The sequence below is a fragment of the uncultured Mobiluncus sp. genome, assembly GCF_902488535.1.
In the GTDB taxonomy this organism is placed as follows: Bacteria; Actinomycetota; Actinomycetes; order Actinomycetales; family Actinomycetaceae; genus Mobiluncus.
The window spans coordinates 28,196-46,543 of the sequence record NZ_CABTWO010000010.1; the positions used below are offsets into that span (position 1 = coordinate 28,196).

Below are 18,348 nucleotides of genomic sequence, written 5' to 3' on the forward strand. Positions count from 1 at the left end.
ATGACGGTAAGTGATTGGAGCTCACAGATGTCAAAACAGAAAAAAGGATCTTCCAAGCCTAATCTGACGGTGTCCAAACCCGGCAATCGTTCCGGCACTATTCTGGCTATTGTGCTGGTGGCTGTCGTGCTGGCACTGATTATCGTGTTTGTTAAGATTGCTAGCACAAAGCACGAAATGACTGCTCAACCTACAGACACCATCGCTGGTACGCAAACGATGATTGGTTTTGCCGAACCTCAAACCTATGCTGCCGGACGGGGAATCTGGCTCAAGGGTGGCAAAGTCTTGACTAACGATGAAATCACCGCCGAATCGAAAAAAGGCACCAAAGTCCTGGAACTGTACTACGACTACTTGTGCAACATCTGTAATGACGTCGAAGACCAGCTCAACAAAGGTAAACAGCTCAATGACTTGGTCGAGGGTGGTAAGGCCATTGTCGTGCTGCGCCCGACCTTGACTCATGCTCAGCAGCTGAAGTTCCCCAACATTGCTTATTCCGCTAATAATCTCATGTATTGGACGGCAGAAAATCAGCCCGACAAGCTATGGGAGCTCAGCAAGGACTTGACCAAGTTCGCCATGGACAACTACAAGTCCGCCGATTACGAAAAGAACCAGAACAATACCGAATGGGCAAAAACTATTCGTGAACCTGATGCCGAGCTAGCTAAAATAGCTGGTGAACACGGTATTGATTACAGTTCTGTCCCCCCGGCGACGGAGCAATCCGGACTTATGCCAATTAATATTTTGGCTGAGCAGCGTCTGAAGAGCCTCGGCCGAGAAAATGCCGGAACTCCCCTCTACATTGCCAACGGTCACCCCGTTGACATGAGCGGAATCGGGAAAGACGACAAGCTGCTAGAGAAAGCTACCCTCTAGAAGCCAGTCTTTAGGACCGGTTTAGCGCTCATTGCGGCATTTTGGTCGGGCGCGACGATACGCCACACCAGCAGGCGTGAATCGGGGTCTATTCCTGGGGTCGAAAACTCAGGGCCACCGAATTCATGCAAAACCGGTTGCCGGTCGGCGTTTGGGGCGCGTCAGGAAACACGTGTCCCAGGTGGGAGCCGCAGTTTGCGCAGCGAACTTCAGTGCGCACCATGCCGTGAGAGGTATCGGTGACTTCGCGTACCGCGCCTGGTTTCGCCTCGAAGAAACTCGGCCATCCGCACCCGGAATCAAACTTTGTGTCGGCATCGAACAGCGGCTCCCCGCACGCCCCACAACTGTAGAGGCCGTCACGTGTTTCATCGAGCAGTTCTCCGGTGCCCGGTCGCTCCGTAGCGGCTTGCCGCAATACTGCATACGCGCGGGGGCTCAGCCGTTCTTTCCATTCCTCGTCGCTGACATTGATAGTCATTTTTTACCTTTCGGTTTCAGGATTTTTGCCAGGTATTGCCCGGTAAACGAACCGGGCATTTTCGCCACGGCCTCAGGAGTGCCCTCAGCCACAACTGTACCGCCGCCTTTGCCGCCCTCTGGGCCGAGGTCTATTACCCAATCGGCACACTTGATGACATCCAGGTTGTGTTCGATGACCACAACCGTATTGCCTTTCTCAACCAGTCCCTGCAGGATGGCCATGAGTTTGCGGATATCGTCGACGTGCAGTCCGGTGGTCGGTTCGTCGAGTACATAGATAGCGCGGCCATTCGTGCGTTTATGCAGTTCACTGGCCAGTTTGACCCGTTGGGCTTCCCCACCGGACAACGTGGTGGCGCTCTGGCCGAGTTTCACGTATCCCAAGCCAACCGCGGTCAAAGTGTCCAGGTAGCGAGACACGCCGGGGATAGCGGAAAAGAACTCGGCGGCCTGAGAAATCGGCATGTCCAGGACATCGCGCACATTTTTGCCGTGATAATACACCTCCAAAGTTTCCCGGTTATAGCGCGCTCCGCCGCAAACCTCACAGGGTACATAGACGTCGGGCAGGAAGTTCATCTCGATTTTCAGGGTGCCGTCGCCGCGGCAGGCTTCACAGCGCCCGCCTTTGACGTTAAAGGAAAACCGTCCCGGTCCATACCCGCGAATCCGCGCTTCTTCAGTCTGTGCGAACAGTTTCCGTATCGCGTCCCAAACTCCGGTATAGGTCGCTGGATTCGAGCGTGGGGTGCGGCCGATAGGCGATTGGTCCACGTGAATAATCTTGTCCAGCAGGGTGGTGCCCTCAATCTGCTTGTGACGTCCCGGAACCACATGGGCACGGTTCAAATCTCGGGATAACGCCTGATACAGAATAGAGTTGACCAGGGTCGATTTTCCCGACCCTGAAACCCCGGTGACGGCGATGAGACACCCCAGAGGGAACGACACGTCGATGTTTTGCAGGTTATTCTCTCGCGCGCCCCGTACCGTCAGAATACGCTGGGGGTCAGGTTTGCGGCGTTGCCGTGGGATTGCAATAGATTTTCGTCCGGCTAAATAGTCCGCAGTCAGCGAGGACTGGTTTTTCAGCAAATCCTCCACCGTCCCGGAATGCACGATTTGTCCCCCGGCCTGACCCGCTCCGGGACCGATGTCCACCACCCAGTCTGCCGACCGGATCGTGTCCTCATCGTGTTCCACCACGATAAGGGTGTTGCCCAAGTCGCGCAGACCTTTCAAGGTGTCGATGAGACGTTGATTATCGCGCTGGTGCAGCCCGATGGAAGGCTCGTCTAAAACATAGAGTACGCCAACCAGTCCGGATCCAATCTGGGTGGCTAAGCGAATGCGCTGCGCCTCACCCCCGGAGAGGGTATTTGCTGCTCGCGATAAGGTCAGGTAGTTCAACCCAACATCAATGAGGAAGGACAACCGCGCCCGTACCTCTTGCAAAATCGGCGTAGCGATTTTAGCTTTCATACCAGATAAAGGAATATCTTTTAAATAGGATTGAACTTCGTCGATGGCTAAATCGGTGAGCTCGGAGATATTAAGTTTCCCGATACGGACCGCTAAAACTTCCGGCTTCAAGCGCCGCCCCTGACACGTCGGACAGGGCACCTCCCGCATATAACCTTCGTATTTTGCTTTGGAAAAATCAGAGTCAGTTTCATCGTAACGACGCTGAATATAGTTCGCGGCACCCTCGAAACCCGTGGTATAGACCCGTTCGCGCCCCCATCGGTTGCGATACTTGACCCGTACCTTATAGTTCTTGCCCCACATCAGGTAGTCGCGCACCTGCTCGGACAGATCCTTCCACGGAGTGTCGAGGTCGAACCCGACCTCGTCTCCCAGTCCCTTCAAGATGCGTTGCATGGTGTCTTTGGAACTGGTCCAAGGGCTGACGGCACCTTCACGCAGGGTCAGATCGGGGTTGGGCACCACGAGTTCGGGGTCAATTACCAGCCGGGAACCAATCCCGGAACAATCGGGACACGCTCCGTAAGGCGCGTTAAAGGAAAACGTGCGCGGTTCGATTTCTTCCAAAGCCAGCGGGTGATTATTCGGACAGGCTCGTTTTTCCGAAAAGCGACGGCTACGTTCGGGATCCTCCGCGTCGCGGTCGACGAAATCGACGACCACCAGCCCTTCTGCCAACCCCAAAGCAGTCTCGATAGAATCCGCCACCCGCGAACGCGAGCCCTCCCGGATAACCACCCGGTCAACGGACACCGAAATATCGTGTTTCAGCTGTTTTTCCAGTGTTGGGGGTTCTTCCAGGCGATGATTCTCACCGTCCACCCGCATCCGAGTAAAGCCTTTGGCGGCCAGCTGCGCAAACAGTTCCGAGTACTCGCCTTTACGTCCGCGGACCACCGGAGCCAAAACCTCTAGCCGCGTCCCCTCCCCTAAAGTGAACAGCCAATTTACGATCTGTTCGGCGGACTGGGCAGTAATTTCCTCGCCGCACACCGGACAGTACTGGGTCCCGGCTCGCGCAAACAGCAGGCGCAGGTAGTCGTAAATCTCGGTAATAGTGCCCACTGTGGAGCGCGGGTTGTGAGAGGTGGACTTTTGGTCAATCGATACCGCGGGAGACAGGCCTTCAATAAAGTCCACCACGGGTTTATCCATCCGCCCTAGGAACTGCCGGGCGTAGGAGGACAGGGATTCCACGTAACGGCGCTGCCCTTCGGCGAAAATCGTGTCAAAAGCGAGAGATGACTTGCCAGAGCCGGACAGTCCGGTGAACACCACCAAAGCATTCCGAGGAATTTCAACATTAACGGCCTGGAGATTATGTTCGCGCGCTCCGTGGACTTTCAAAGTTTCATGCACCAGTTAAGTTTAATGCCCAAGTGTATTTCTGACGATTCGGGTCGGTTTTCGTTGCGCGTGGAGCACGCCTAGAATCGACCTATGAGTAAAATCGTCGTTATCTACCACTATGACCCCACCCGTGAAGCCGACAGGGCCACGATTCGCCCCGAGCATCTGGCTTACTTGGGGAACTTGGAAAAATCCGGGAAACTTCAGGCCGCCGGCGCCTGGATGAACGAAACCGAAAAACCCGGCGCGCTAATACTGATGAACGTCGAGACCCCAGAGGAAGCGTTGACGTATCTGAAACACGATCCGAACCAGGTTCACGGCATAGTGCAGGAAATCGAGACGCATCAGTGGGGACCGGCTATCGGTTCCTAACTGCTGAATCTCCATAGCTGGCTGGCACGGTCCCATGTCTTTCATTCGTTGGTTCTTTACCTACGTAGACTGGTTTGTTTTTACCCTGTTGTTGATTATGATCGCGGGGATTTTTATCCCCCTGCCCGCAGCGGTAGTAGCCTTCGTGGGTGCCGTCAGCCACTACGCCATCGCCGTGCTGTTCTTTGTTTACGGAGCGCGCCTGAAAACCGCCGAGGTCATGGGCGGGTTAAAGAACTACCGCCTGCAGCTGGTCATCTTGGCTTCCACTTTTGTGCTCTATCCCCTGCTGGGAATGTTGAACTACCAAGTTTCCGGATGGTTCCTGGGGCCGAGTTTCGCTCTGGGGATGTATTACACCTGTTTGCTACCTTCCACGGTGCAATCCTCTATCGGCTTTACGTCCATCGCGGGGGGTAACATCGCCGGGGCGGTCACGGCCGCCACCATCTCTAACTTGGTCGGGACCTTCGCGACTCCCCTGCTGGTCCTGTTGCTGCTGGGCAAGGCCGGTACCGTCTCGCTAACTACGTTGCGCGACATCGCCGTGCTGATTCTGTTACCTTTCGTGCTGGGCCAGCTCAGCGGACGATGGACCCGCACGTGGTTGAACGCTCACCCCATCATCACGAAAACCGTCGATAAGGGCACGATTTATCTGGTGGTCGTCTCGGCGGTATCCAGCGCGAAACTTCACGGCTTGTGGGACAGCGTCGGAGTTTTAGACTTCGTGCTGATAGGTGCAGATGCCCTGGTCATCGTCGGTATCATGCTCCTCTTGACCTGGTTCGGGTGGGGCAAACTCTGCGCCTTGAATCGGGCCGACCGTATCGCCGCCATGATGTGTGGCTCAAAAAAATCTCTCGCTACGGGTCTGCCTATGGCCATGATTATTTTTCCGACTTCCATGTTCGGCGCCATTGCGGTACCCATTATGCTGCTGCATTTAGAGCAGCTCATCATGTGTTCGGTCATTGCGTCGCAGTTGGGACGCGGTGCCGGTTCCCGGGAAGCCGATTTCTGAAAACCTAGCCTCGAACCGCCCAGGCCGCAGCATCGCTGACAGCTCCCGGTCCTCCGATGACGACTGAAGAAGCGCGGTTGAGCAGTTGTGCCAATCGGGCTGCTGTTGGCGCGGAGAGATAACCGGGGTGGGTCAGCAGCAGGCAGGCGTTGCGGTGCGCGGCCAAAGCTGCCCCGGCCAGCCCATCGGGGAAGTTCACTCCGCTGGCGATAACTGCGGAAGTGGCGCCGGGTGCAAAGGCTTGGGCCACAAACTGAGCGGTTTGATAACGATCCAAGCCTTGAATGGGTTGTGACTTGTAGCCCGCTAATCCGGCCTGATTCCACGCCCGCACTGCCGGTCCACCGATGGGAAATATACTTGCACCCGACTGCGTTTGGTGAGCTTGGATAAACTCCGCAGTTTCCGGCGGAAGGGAAGCTCCGGCGTTCAACACCACTACGCCGTGAATAAAAGCTGCACCTGCCCCCGCGCTCAGTGCGTCAGGAAATGAAAGTCCGTCCGCAATCAAAATTGGTGTCTGGGTGATTCCCCTCTGGTTCCATTCCGCAATAGTTTGGGCGGCGACCGCTGCGGCGGTGCCGTAGCGATTCATGCCGTAGATGCGGCTCACCTGGACCCCACGTGCTTGTAGAGCCCCCAGCGTGGCGGGGTCAAAAGCGACCTGGCCACCCACCAATCGCACGTCGCGAATTCCCCTGGCTTGGATTTCGGCAACCGTGCCAGGTTCCACAAAAGGACCGTTAGACAGCACCAGCGGAGCGCCCAGCGCCGCGGCTAAAGGACCGGCACTCAAGGCATCAGGAGCCGCTTTACCGGTAGCGATGACCAGGGAGGGACCAGTGAACCCACCTTGGCGCCAGGCTTGTAAAGATGTCTCTACACGATTGCTGCCGGCAATTCTTCCCGGTGCTGCACCAGGTTTAGGCTGCGGATTCGGTTGCGGGGAGGGCGCTGCCCCAGTGGTGCCCTCAACGCTGGAAACCCCGATAGTTTCGAAAATCCAATTTGCGAAAGAAGAGCTCGGCACGTATTTGTAGTCTTCGAACCGCAAGTATCCTCGCGGGGTTTGCACCGCAGCCGACAGCACCCCATAGAGTTTTCCGCCGCTAATGAGAGGTCCGCCGGAATCACCGACCTCCGAATAGTTACCTCGCGCAGAGCGGGCATAGAGATAGCCGTCTTCGACGGTACCGAGCGCAGTCAGCTGAGTCGTCTTAAGATTCAATCCCGTGCCAAAACCGTAGGCTTCGCCAGCCTCTCCGGCAGTGAGGTTTTGGCTGGTGAAAGGCAGCACGGTTCTGCCGGGTGAATCTAAACGCACCAGAGCCACGTCATAATAGGGATGCGCGACGACACGTGTTACCGCAGAAGGAAAGTTTCGATTGATGCTCGCGCCGATGGACGCATAGGCGTATTCCAGATTGGCATTTGTGACGCAATGCGCGGCTGTGAGTACCCAGTTTGAGGAGACAAAGGAGCCGCTGCATTCCATCCAGCCATCGTCAGATGTGCTGGAAATCCGTAATGCGACTGCCCAGCCGGTCTCGCTTGAGTCCGTCAGAGTACCGCCCTCGATGGCGTATGCAGAGGTTTCACTGCCCGCAGCCAGGCCGAGGGTTGCCCCCAAGATGGTGAAAAGGGCGATAAACCGAGAGATAAGACGTCGACTCACGTATCAATTCATCGGCGAAACTTAACAAAATTTAGGCTTCTGGACGCTTCGTGGCGGTTCCGTCCGATTGTTTCCGTTCCCGGTATCGGCTGACCAGCAGAGAAACCACCGTGGTAATAATCAATACCCCGACGATATAGCCTAAAGACACCGGAATGGTCGCTTCGGGCAGTCCCGTAAAGGGCTGGCCGCCGTTGATGAACGGAATTTCGTTCGTGCTCAAAGCGTGCACGATAAGTTTGCCCCCGATGAAGGCCAATATGGCGGCTAAACCGTAGTGCAAGAAAATCAGGCGTTCCATCAGACTTTCAATCAGGAAGTACAACTGCCGCAGGCCCATCAGCGCGAAAGCGTTGGCGGCGAACACGATGAAAGCTTCCTTAGTTAGACCGAAAATCGCGGGAATGGAGTCTACCGCAAACATCACGTCTGCCGTGCCCACCGCCACAATAACCAACAGAAAGGGCGTAATGTGACGTTTGCCATCGATCTTGGCAAAGTATTGATGACCCACGTAATCGGGCGTGACCGGGAAAATCCGGCGAACCCAGGAAACGAAAAAGTTTTCTTTGTACTCTTCCTCTTCTTCGGAGCCGGCGTTGCCTTCGCGAACCTGTTGAAAAGCTGTGAACAGCAGAAACAACCCGAAGATATAAAAAATCCAGCTGAAATGTTCGATGAGGGCGGCTCCCAAGAGGATGAAAATCAGACGGAACGCCAGTGCCAAAGTGATGCCTACCGCGATAATTTTTTGCTGGACCTCACGCGGCGCTTTAAAGGCAGAAATAATGATGACGAACACGAACAGGTTATCCAGGGACAGCGACCATTCGGTGACCCAACCGGCGAAGTATTGTCCGCCCAAGTCCCAGCCTAAAGTTAGGCCGATGACCAGCCCTGCCACCACCGCTATGGAAATGTAGATGGCAGTCCACGCCGCAGACTCCTTTATGGAAGGGAAATGGTCTTTGCGGACGTGGGCGAAAAAATCAAAGGTCAAGATACCGATAATAACGACAAACAGAATTATCCAGGCCAGCAAGGGTATATGCATACGTAAACATTCCTCCGGTACGAAAATAGTGGGGTACCGAAGGTCTCTCCCCGCCTGATGTTTCGCAGGCCGATGGCACCGAGTTTCGCGGTTCCGCAGCACTGGCGGCGGACGGCTTCACTGTGATGACGATGCCCTCAGTTAGTGGGAATACTCCCCCTCGTACCTGCAATTCTATCAGGAGTCAGGACACGTTTCTTAAATGTGGGACTTAAGTACTATGATGGCGCTTGTCGAAGTATACGACCCGCATTGTTGCCGGTCTAATAATTTTCAGAAAGGTTCAATATGTGCATAACTACAGTTGTACCCGCAGGAGCCGCTGGAACCACGGCTAACCCCGCAGGCATCGCCATCGCGATGATTATCTATTTCGTAGCCATGATCATGATTGGTATCTATGGCTATACCCGTTCCAAGAGCTTGGACGACTATATGCTGGGCGGGCGTGATCTGCCCCCCTTCGTAGCCGCCCTTTCCGCCGGTGCGGCCGATATGTCCGGCTGGCTGATGATGGGTCTGCCCGGCGCCATGTACCTCAGCGGGATTTTCAACGGCTGGATTGCGATTGGTTTGACAGTTGGGGCCTGGATTAACTGGCTGGTCACTGCGCCGCGTTTGCGCGCTTACACGGAAGTCGCTGGCGACTCAATCACGGTCCCCTCGTTCTTTTCCAACCGTACCCACGACACCTCCAAGATTATCCGCTACGTAGCGGGCATTATCATCGTGGTTTTCTTTACCCTGTATGTGTCCTCCGGCATGGTGGCCGGCGGTACTTTCTTCCATTCGACCTTTGGCTGGGACTACCACGTCGGCATGGTTTTTGTGGCAGGCATCGTGATTCTCTACACCCTGGTCGGCGGCTTCCTGGCTGTGTCTTGGACAGATATGGTGCAAGGTCTGATTATGATGGTGGCCTTGGTAGCGGTGCCAATCATGGGCCTAGTGGTGATTGGCGGATTCAGTGGTGTCGCCGAGGGCCTGTCGACCACTGGTGACAACTCTCTGTTGAACCCCATGGGCACCGGACTTGACGCCGTAGGGTGGATGGACTGGATTTCCAACGTAGCGTGGGGATTGGGTTACTTCGGAATGCCCCACATTATTGTGCGTTTCATGGCGCTGCGTTCCCCGCGCCAAGCCACTCCCGCCCGACGCTTCTGGCTGGGTTGGATGGTGTTCTGCCTGCTCGGCACCGGTATGACCGCTATTATCGGCCGTGCCATGAGCGAAAAGGGCATTATTCCCGATTTGATGCCGAAAGAGGGCGTGGAGGGCAACCCCCAAGAGACCGTATTCCTGGTTATGGGTACCAAACTGTTCCCGGCCATTCTGGCTGGCTTCATGCTGGCCGCTATCCTGGCCGCGATTATGTCCACCGTGTCCTCACAACTGTTGGTGACTTCCTCGGCCATGGTGGAGGACATCTATCACGGGGCCACTAAGAAACAACTTAGCGATTACAAGGGCGTGATGTTGGGGCGTATCACGGTTTTGTTGGTGTCCGTGGTGGCGGCTGTGCTGGCCATAGATCCGTCAAACTCTGTATTGGGGCTGGTGTCTTTCGCTTGGGCAGGTTTCGGGGCCGCCTTTGGCCCCATCGTTATTCTGTCGCTGTATTGGAAGCGACTGACATGGCAAGGTGCGGCTTCCGGCATGGCCGTGGGCGCCGTGGTGGCGGTGCTGTGGAACAAGGCGTTCAACAACGGCGACGCTTCGTGGATTGTCTATACGCACCTGTACGAAATCGTGCCCGGATTCTTGCTGTGCCTGCTGGTGGCTTGGCTGGTTTCTAAAGCTACCTGGCGCGATGACCCCGTGATTCTCGAGGAGTTTGAACGTGCGGTGGCTATTGCTAAAGGACAGCCCGATCCGAAGGGTCTGATTAAGACTCTAGAAGAAAAACAGTCTGAATCCGCGGAAAAGAAACAGAATGCCTGATCTCTCACCAAAATAGACAGTTAAAGATACTGCAAAAAGTGTTAGTAAATGATAGGTAAAAGGTGACGGAATTGCTCTCGTGAGCAACGAGTACCCCGAGCGAAAACACAACCCAAAGGAGACAAGTTGAAACCGCTCAATGAACAAGAATTAGCTGAACTGAGGGAAGTCGGTCAGCTAGCTATAAAACGAGCTCAGAAATGGATTGAGGCCTCAAAGAAATACCCGGTCGATTACGCTTCTAAGCTGCTGTCACGCACTTTAAAGGACCCGCGTGGCCTAGACTTCACCGTGGCGTTTGTCGATGAAGTCGTGCGTCCGGAGGACATCAAGATTGCCGGCGAGAATCTGGCAGCTTTGGTGAAAGAAAACAAACCGTCTTTCTTACCTCCCTACCTCAAGTTGCCGGCAGTGTACGGTGGGGCTTTGGGTTCAGTCATCCCCGATATTGCGGTTCCGGCGGCCCGGCGTGTGTTCCGTGAACTCGTGGGCGACTTGGCGATTGACGTGACCAACAAGTCCTTGGGGCGGGCTATTGCGAAACTGCGCGCGGACGGGTCCCGTCTGAACATGAACCTTTTGGGTGAAGCCGTGCTGGGCAACAAGGAAGCCTCCCGACGCTTGAGTGACGTTGTGGAACTGCTGCAGCGTGACGATGTGGACTACGTGTCTATCAAAGTGTCCGCGGTAACCGGCCCCCACATCGCTTGGGACTACCAAAAGATGGTGGCATACGCGGTCGAGAACCTGGTGCCGCTGTACCGGGAAGCCAACAAGTTCAGCCCCAAGAAGTTCATTAACTTGGACATGGAGGAATACCACGACCTGCACATGACCATCGATGTGTTCAAGCAGTTGCTGGACCGCGAGGAATTCAAGGACCTGGAGGCGGGTATCGTGCTTCAGGCCTACCTGCCGGATTCGCTGGGAGCTATGCAAGACTTGCAGGCTTGGGCGGCGAAGCGTGTCGAAAGCGGTGGAGCGCGAGTCAAGGTGCGTGTGGTCAAAGGCGCGAACCTGTCTATGGAGCACGTCGATGCCATGATGCACGGCTGGCCGATGACCCCGCAACCCTCGAAACAGCATACCGACGCAAACTACATGCGCATCCTCAACTATGCGTTGACGCCTGAACACACCAAGAACATCCGTATCGGCGTGGCTGGCATGAACGTGTTCACCGCCGGTTTCGCATACGAGTTGGCGAACAAGCGCGGGGTGTTCCAGTCCCACGGCTGCGAGTTTGAGATGCTGACGGGCATGAACAGCTCGATGGCACGCGCGGTCATGGAAGACACCGGCCCGCTGCTGTACTACGTTCCGGTGGTCCACCCTGAGGAGTTCGACGTTGCCATCAGCTACCTGGTGCGTCGTCTGGAAGAAATCGCCGCGGAAGAAAACTTCATGAGCGCGGCTTTTGAGCTGACCACGAACCAGGCTATGTACGAACGCGAACGCAACCGCTTCGAGAAAGCCATTTCTATGGTCAACGACCTGGAGTTCGGGCCGCGCCGCCATCAGGACCGCAATAACGAAACCGACGAGGAACTGGCCAAACTTGTCCAGGACGACTCCGGTAAGTGGACGTTCCGCAACGTTCCGGATTCCGATCCGTCCCTGCCGGCTAACGTGGCTTGGGGCGAAGCGATTGCCGCCAAGATGCAGGATTCTCAGATTGGTCAGGACACAGTAGAGGCCTCCAAGATTAATAACGAAGACGAATTGCAGGGCGTACTGAAGCGCGCTGAGGAAGGTGGCGCAAAGTGGTGGGCGCTCAGCCCGGAGGAACGCGGCGAGATTCTGCACCGCGCCGGTGTCATCATGAGCCAACATCGCGCCGAGTTTATCGAAGTGATGGGTTCCGAGGCCGGTAAAGCCATCGACCAGGGCGACGTGGAAGTTTCCGAGGCTGTTGATTACGCTCACTACTACGCCGCAGAAGCCGTGGCGATGTCTCAGGTGGCGGGTGCCAAGTTTACTCCCGCCAAGATTACCGTGGTGACTCCGCCGTGGAACTTCCCGGTGGCGATTCCCGGTGGTTCGACCATTGCCGGTCTGGCGGCTGGTTCTCCGGTTATTCTGAAGCCGGCCTCCCCCGCTCGCCGTTGTGGGGCGTTACTCGCAGAATGCCTGTGGGAAGCCGGCGTTCCCAAGGACGTGTTGCAACTGGTGACGCTGGCCAACCACGACTTGGGCAAGATTTTGGTCACCGATCCGCGGGTGGAACGCGTTATTCTGACCGGCGGTATCGAAACCGCGCAAATGTTCCGCTCCTGGCGTCCCGACCTGGGCCTGCTGGCTGAGACTTCCGGCAAGAACGCCATCATCGTCACTCCTTCGGCTGACCTTGACTTGGCGGTAAAGGACGTTGTCACCAGTGCGTTCGGTCACGCGGGGCAGAAGTGTTCGGCTGCGTCTTTGGTCATTTTGGTGGGCACGGTTGGTACCTCCAAACGTTTCCACAACCAGTTGATTGACGCGGTGCAGTCGCTGAAAGTTGGTTACCCGTGGGATTTGGGTATCCAGATGGGGCCGGTCGTGGAAAAGCCTGGCGAAAAGCTGCTGCGCGGTTTGACCCAGTTGGAGCCTGGTCAGAGCTGGGCGGTAAAGCCGAAGGAACTTGACGATTCCGGACGGCTGTGGAGCCCGGGCGTGCGCGCCAATGTGAAACCCGGCAGCGAATACCACATGACCGAGTACTTCGGCCCGATTTTGGGTGTGATGCGCTGCGACACTTTGGAAGAAGCCGTCGAGTTGCAAAACCAGGTCGAATACGGCTTGACCGGCGGTATTCACTCCCTGAATCCGGACGAAATCAAGTATTGGCTGGATCATGTTCAGGTCGGTAACGCTTACATCAACCGTGGTATTACCGGTGCCATCGTGCGGCGTCAGCCGTTCGGCGGCTGGAAGCGTTCCGTAGTGGGTGCCGGTTCCAAGGCCGGTGGCCCCTCCTACCTGTACGCTTTGGGCGAATGGAGCCCGGATGACGCGACCTTAGGTAGCATTGCCGGTTCCGCTTCCGGTGCTTTGGCACGGGAATTGACCGCGCTGGCCGATGAAATCGGAGACCATGACAAGCTTGAGAAGTCTTTGGCTGGCGATGAAACCGCTTATGCCCAGGATTTCCAGGTTAATCGCGATCCGTCCCAACTCGGTGTGGAACGCAACATCTTCCGCTGCTTACCGGTTCCGGTGGTCGTGCGTATCGGTGAAAACGTCAAGAACTGGGAGATTGCCCACGTGTTGCACTCCGGGTTGCTGGTCGGTTCCAAGATTACGGTTTCTACCGTCAAGCCGTTGACCCCCGGTTTGGCTGGTTTTGCCTCCAAGCACGGTGTCAGCGTGATGGTTCAAGATGAAGCCGCCTGGTTGAACTGGGCTAAGAGCTGGGCCGCTCACGATGCCGGCTTTGACGGGCGGATTCGTATCATCGGTGAAAGCCGTACCAAGGTCGCTGAAGCTATCGACGGTTCTGTTGATGTTGCCATCTGGGATCACCCGGTCACCTATTCCGGTCGGGTCGAAATGATCCCGTTCCTCCACGAACAGGCAGTTGCTTTGACGAACCACCGCTTTGGAGATCCCACGCCAATCACTAACGGCATTCTCGAGGACCACGTGGTGGACTACTAATCCAACCCTTGGGCTTGAGCTCATAACTTAATCCATCCGGTGGCTGCTGAAACACAGCAGCCACCGGTGTTTTTAGTTCATATGCAAACTTAGACTCCGTAAACCCGAGTGCGCCAAAGCGGGCGAAACCAAGCCAACCCGACCGCCCTTGAGCGCACACTTTAACCCAAAACACGACCCGAAACGCTAGTTGCCCAAGGCTTTCCCGCGGCGGATTTCTTTCTTTAGGTCAGCGATTTCATCGCGCAGCCTAGCTGCCAGCTCAAACCGCAGCTCACTGGCGGCCGTGTGCATCTGTTCGGTCAGTTCCGCGACCAGCGAAACCAAGTCCACGGTATCGTCGTGCTCGCCAGCTTGAGTTGACTGGTTCTCTGTTGCATTGGCTCGCGCTCGATTGATAACCTCCAGAGCCGCGCGGGCGGCAGCCGCATCCTGAGCCGCGTTGCGGGCCGCGGCAGAAGGCTTTTGATCAGGCTGGCGATACCCGGTTCCCAACAATTCAGCCGTATCGATGTCCTCGCGTGCCAACATATCGGTCACGTCAGAGATTTTTTTGCGCAGCGGCTGCGGATCGATACCGTGAGCTTCGTTATAGGCAATCTGCTTTTGGCGGCGCCGCTCAGTCTCGTCGATGGCTTCGCGCATCGCGTCGGAAACCGCGTCAGCGTACATATGAACTTCTCCGTGGACATTACGGGCGGCGCGCCCAATCGTTTGAATGAGCGACTTAGCGGAACGCAAGAAACCTTGCTTGTCTGCATCCAAAATCGAAACTAGCGAAACTTCAGGCAAATCCAACCCCTCGCGAAGCAGGTTGATACCCACCAGCACGTCGAACTCACCTTGACGCAACGATCGCAGCAGCTCCACCCGGCGCAGCGTGTCTACGTCCGAGTGCAGGTATTCCACCCTGATTCCGCGCTGAGCCAGGTATTTTGTTAAGTCCTCCGCCATGCGTTTGGTCAACGTAGTCACCAGTACCCGCTCATCCGCTTCGGTGCGCAGGCGAATCTGTTCCATCAGGTCGTCAATCTGACCCTCCACCGGTTTCACCACAATCTTGGGGTCAACCAGGCCGGTGGGGCGAATAATCTGTTCCACTACCCCATCGCTGAGACCCAGTTCATAGTCCCCCGGTGTCGCGGACAGATACACTGTTTGCCCGATACGGTCTTGGAATTCCTCCCACTTTAGGGGACGGTTATCCATCGCGGAAGGCAGCCGGAACCCAAAGTCCACCAGCGTGCGTTTGCGCGACATGTCGCCTTCAAACATGCCCCCAATCTGGGGCACCGTGACGTGAGACTCGTCAATGACCAGCAGAAAATCCTCCGGGAAGTAATCCAGCAGGGTGTGCGGCGGCTCGCCGGGCTGCCGTCCGTCAATATGCAGGGAATAATTCTCAATGCCCGCACACATCCCAATCTGACGCAACATCTCTAAGTCGTAGGTGGTGCGCATTCTGAGGCGCTGTTCTTCCAACAGTTTGCCCTGATCATGGAACCATTTGCAGCGCTGCTCCAGTTCGTGCTCGATTCCGGCCAAAGCGCGTTCCATTCGTTCTGGACCGGCGACGTAGTGCGAGGCGGGGAACACATAGATTTCGTTCACTTCGTGCAAAGTCGCCCCGGTCACCGGGTGCAGCAGGGCCAGGGCGTCAATCTCGTCGCCGAACATTTCGACGCGCACCCCGAGTTCTTCATACATGGGAATGATGTCGATGGTGTCCCCGCGCACCCGAAAATTGCCACGCGTAAACTCCACGTCATTGCGGTTGTACTGCATCTGCACGAATCGCTTGATGAGGTCTTGACGTCCAATCTGCATCCCTCGAGTCAGGTGAATGCCGCGCGACACGTACTCTTCCGGCGTGCCCAAACCATAGATGCACGATACCGAGGAAACGACCACCACGTCACGGCGTGTCAGCAGGGAGTTTGTGGCCGAGTGCCGCAGACGTTCCACTTCATCGTTGATAGAGGAATCCTTTTCGATATAGGTATCGGTTTGCGGCACGTAGGCTTCGGGCTGGTAGTAGTCGTAATAAGACACGAAGTATTCCACGGCGTTTTTCGGCAGCAGTTCCCGAAACTCGGCGGTCAGCTGGGCCGCCAACGTTTTGTTCGGTTCCAGCACAAGGGTGGGGCGCTGCAGTTTTTCGATGAGCCAGGCGGTGGTGGCGGTCTTGCCGGTGCCGGTCGCCCCCAACAGCACGACATCTTTTTCACCGGCATTGATTCTCTCAGCGAGCTCTGCGATGGCTTCCGGCTGGTCCCCGGAGGGGGTGTATTCGCTGACGACTTCCAGCGGAATCGGATTTTCCACCAAATCGCGAGGTAGCGCCTTTTTTTCAGTCATAGTCCCAGTGTAGGCAAATCCGAGCCACCGTGCTTTGCAAAGTCTGAAAGCTCCGGCACCGGGCGGTCGGACAAAATCTTCCACAACGCTGCGGCGTCCGCTTCCAGATCCCCGCGCGTGCCGTAGTTATCCACCCAAAACGTCGCGATGGCTTCCCGCTGGTCACGGCTGGCTTGCGCGTCAATCCGCGCATGAGCCTGCGCCTCGGTCAGCTGACGATCCCGGGTGAGGCGCGCGAGTCGTACTTCCAGAGGGGCATCCACCATGACGCAGCAGTCAAAACGGGTGTGATTACCGGTTTCGGTCAAGAGAGGAATCTCGGCCACCAGCACGTCTTCCGCCCCTAACTGAGCCAACACCCGGTCCATTTCCTGCCAGACGAGAGGGTGCAAGATGCCTTCCAAGCGAGCTTTCGCGGCGGGGTCAGAAAAAATGAGCTGCGCCAGGGCGGCTCGATTAAGCTGTCCCCCCGGTTCCCACACCGCCGCGCCAAAAGCCTCTCGGATTTGTGCCGTGGCACATCCTTGCGGACCGGTGGCGGCACGTAACACTTCATCAGCGTCAAAACGGACTCCGCCGAGAGCAGCTAAACAGTTGGTGAACGTCGTTTTTCCCGAACCGATACCACCGCTGACAGCGACTTTTAGAGCGCGATTATCCGGAACGGAGAACGTACGCAGCTGTTTAATCATCAAGTGCTTTCAGCAAAATGTCGCTGATGGCCGGATTCGCTCCCACCGTCATCAGCTGCAAAGTCAAAGTTACCGCGTCTTCCAACATGACGGACGCTTTTTCAATGGCGACTTTTTCACCGGTCATAGCCTGATGCATGATGGGAATAATCGCGGTAAATCCGTCCTGCAGCAAAATCTCATGTCCCAAGCCCAGGCGCGCGGTGAAAGCCAAAACGGGAATGTCGTGTTGGCGAGCCAGTTGGGCCACTCCCCAGGGTGTCTTGCCCCGTTGGGTTTGCCGGTCGAGCTGCCCTTCACCGGTTAGCACCAGGTCGGCGCCTACCATAGCTGCGTTCAGATTCGTCGCTTCAGCCACGACCTCGAAACCGCGACGATTTTCTGCGCCCAAAGCGAGGAAAGCGGCTCCCATACCACCGGCGGCACCGGCACCTTCCACGTCCGTCACTTTGACGCCGGTGGTTTCCTCCAACAGTCGGCCCCAGTTCTTAAGGCAGCGATCGAGCTTACCCAACTGCAACGGTTTGGCGCCTTTTTGCGGACCAAATGAGGCCGAAGCCCCGCTGGAGCCGGTCAGGGGGTTGCGCACATCGTTTGCGGCCATAATCTTAACTTTGCTCAAACGCGGATCCAACCCCGACAAATCCAGCCGAGCGGCGTTAGCCAGAACGTGAACTTTCGGTTCGAGCTCGTGACCAGCCTCGTCAAACAGTTTTGCACCGAGATTGTGCATCATGCCCCAGCCGCCATCATTGGTCGCCGAACCACCCAAGCCGACCACTATAGTCTCGGGCTCCAAGTCCAAAGCGGCTTTCAGCAGCATCCCCACACCTTCGGTGTTGGAATCCATGATGTTGCGTTCCAGCATGGAAATGTACATAATCCCGCAGGCCTCGGCGGTGTCCAAGACGACCATGCGCCGCGCGGGAATCCAAGTAAATTCGCCCTGACGTTCGCGACCCAGGGCATCTACTGTCTGAGCAGTTTTCACTTCCCCGCCATAAGCATTAAGCATGACCGCGGCGGTCCCCTCCCCGCCGTCAGCCACCGGCACCGCAACCGTTTCGGCGTCAGGGAATATGGCCTCAACACCGCGCTTCATCGCAGCTACTGCTTCCTCGGCAGATAAAGAACCCTTGAACGAATCCGGGGCAATGACAATTTTCACGACAGTTCCCTCTCTGTGCTGAACTCAACATTGTGGCGGTGCTGAACAGGTTTCATCCGGTCATCGAAAACCGCGGTATTTCTCAGCTTAAGCCACCCCGCTGGGAAATGTGGCCAAATGCCGGTGCAAAATTCGAGCATAAAAGTGATGCGGAAACCAGTTCGTTTCCGCATCACTATTAAAATTGTTGCCGGCTTTGTAGCCGCGCCAGTACTA

12 protein-coding genes are annotated in these 18,348 nt (G+C 56.3%); 5 read left to right on the forward strand and 7 right to left on the reverse strand.

Annotated features, from left to right (window positions below; all coding sequences use genetic code 11):
* The first annotated feature begins 27 nt into the window (after positions 1–27).
* Positions 28–888 carry a hypothetical protein gene (locus RDL66_RS04835; RefSeq protein WP_299294102.1) on the forward strand — a complete coding sequence of 287 codons (861 nt, stop codon included), beginning with the start codon at positions 28–30 and terminating at the stop codon, positions 886–888.
* 88 nt (positions 889–976) lie between these two features.
* On the opposite strand, the gene msrB is transcribed toward RDL66_RS04835, so the two are convergent.
* Together msrB and uvrA are read right to left on the reverse strand one after the other, a co-directional pair.
* On the reverse strand, positions 977–1,369 hold the full coding sequence (gene msrB / locus RDL66_RS04840) for a peptide-methionine (R)-S-oxide reductase MsrB (protein WP_308535588.1): 393 nt from the start codon (positions 1,367–1,369) through the stop codon (positions 977–979).
* Positions 1,366–4,215 carry an excinuclease ABC subunit UvrA gene (gene uvrA, locus RDL66_RS04845; RefSeq protein WP_308535589.1) on the reverse strand — a complete coding sequence of 950 codons (2,850 nt, stop codon included), beginning with the start codon at positions 4,213–4,215 and terminating at the stop codon, positions 1,366–1,368. The genes msrB and uvrA overlap by 4 nt, the downstream gene beginning before the upstream one ends.
* Before the next feature lie 81 nt (positions 4,216–4,296).
* Here uvrA and RDL66_RS04850 point away from each other — a divergent pair, with 81 nt between their 5' ends.
* Together RDL66_RS04850 and RDL66_RS04855 are read left to right on the forward strand one after the other, a co-directional pair.
* Complete coding sequence (locus tag RDL66_RS04850) at positions 4,297–4,581, forward strand: YciI family protein (protein WP_308535590.1); 285 nt, start codon at positions 4,297–4,299, stop codon at positions 4,579–4,581.
* A gap of 34 nt (positions 4,582–4,615) precedes the next feature.
* Positions 4,616–5,605, forward strand: a complete 990-nt coding sequence (locus tag RDL66_RS04855) for a bile acid:sodium symporter family protein (protein ID WP_308535592.1) — start codon at positions 4,616–4,618, stop codon at positions 5,603–5,605.
* A 4-nt stretch (positions 5,606–5,609) separates the two neighbouring features.
* On the opposite strand, the gene RDL66_RS04860 is transcribed toward RDL66_RS04855, so the two are convergent.
* Complete coding sequence (locus tag RDL66_RS04860) at positions 5,610–7,280, reverse strand: cell wall-binding repeat-containing protein (RefSeq protein ID WP_308535594.1); 1,671 nt, start codon at positions 7,278–7,280, stop codon at positions 5,610–5,612.
* Positions 7,281–7,311: 31 nt separating this feature from the next.
* A complete protein-coding gene (locus RDL66_RS04865; protein WP_308535596.1) occupies positions 7,312–8,334 on the reverse strand; it encodes a TerC/Alx family metal homeostasis membrane protein in 1,023 nt (340 codons plus the stop codon).
* 288 nt (positions 8,335–8,622) lie between these two features.
* Here RDL66_RS04865 and putP point away from each other — a divergent pair, with 288 nt between their 5' ends.
* Together putP and RDL66_RS04875 are read left to right on the forward strand one after the other, a co-directional pair.
* Positions 8,623–10,278, forward strand: a complete 1,656-nt coding sequence (putP, locus tag RDL66_RS04870; protein WP_308535598.1) for a sodium/proline symporter PutP — start codon at positions 8,623–8,625, stop codon at positions 10,276–10,278.
* A gap of 126 nt (positions 10,279–10,404) precedes the next feature.
* A complete protein-coding gene (locus RDL66_RS04875) occupies positions 10,405–13,914 on the forward strand; it encodes a bifunctional proline dehydrogenase/L-glutamate gamma-semialdehyde dehydrogenase (RefSeq protein ID WP_308535600.1) in 3,510 nt (1,169 codons plus the stop codon).
* Between the two features lie 186 nt (positions 13,915–14,100).
* Here RDL66_RS04875 and uvrB read toward each other — a convergent pair whose 3' ends face one another.
* From uvrB to RDL66_RS04890, 3 genes are read right to left on the reverse strand one after another with little or no spacing between them, the layout of a single operon-like run.
* On the reverse strand, positions 14,101–16,272 hold the full coding sequence (gene uvrB, locus RDL66_RS04880; protein ID WP_308535602.1) for an excinuclease ABC subunit UvrB: 2,172 nt from the start codon (positions 16,270–16,272) through the stop codon (positions 14,101–14,103).
* Entirely contained in the window at positions 16,269–16,964 is a 696-nt protein-coding gene (gene coaE / locus RDL66_RS04885) for a dephospho-CoA kinase (protein WP_308535604.1), read from the reverse strand. The genes uvrB and coaE overlap by 4 nt, the downstream gene beginning before the upstream one ends.
* Positions 16,957–18,132 (reverse strand): glycerate kinase, encoded by a 1,176-nt coding sequence (locus tag RDL66_RS04890; protein ID WP_308535606.1) that lies wholly within the window; start codon positions 18,130–18,132, stop codon positions 16,957–16,959. Before RDL66_RS04890 ends, coaE begins: the two co-directional genes overlap by 8 nt.
* Between the last annotated feature and the right edge of the window lie 216 nt (positions 18,133–18,348).

Excerpts from the sequence above, each read along its gene's own strand:
- RDL66_RS04865 (WP_308535596.1), bottom strand. The coding sequence starts at position 8,334 with ATGCATATACCCTTGCTGGCCTGGATAATTCTGTTTGTCGTTATTATC.
- coaE (WP_308535604.1), bottom strand. The coding sequence starts at position 16,964 with ATGATTAAACAGCTGCGTACGTTCTCCGTTCCGGATAATCGCGCTCTA.
- putP (WP_308535598.1), top strand. The coding sequence starts at position 8,623 with ATGTGCATAACTACAGTTGTACCCGCAGGAGCCGCTGGAACCACGGCT.
- msrB (WP_308535588.1), bottom strand. The coding sequence starts at position 1,369 with ATGACTATCAATGTCAGCGACGAGGAATGGAAAGAACGGCTGAGCCCC.
- uvrB (WP_308535602.1), bottom strand. The coding sequence starts at position 16,272 with ATGACTGAAAAAAAGGCGCTACCTCGCGATTTGGTGGAAAATCCGATT.
- RDL66_RS04835 (WP_299294102.1), top strand. The coding sequence starts at position 28 with ATGTCAAAACAGAAAAAAGGATCTTCCAAGCCTAATCTGACGGTGTCC.
- RDL66_RS04850 (WP_308535590.1), top strand. The coding sequence starts at position 4,297 with ATGAGTAAAATCGTCGTTATCTACCACTATGACCCCACCCGTGAAGCC.
- RDL66_RS04855 (WP_308535592.1), top strand. The coding sequence starts at position 4,616 with ATGTCTTTCATTCGTTGGTTCTTTACCTACGTAGACTGGTTTGTTTTT.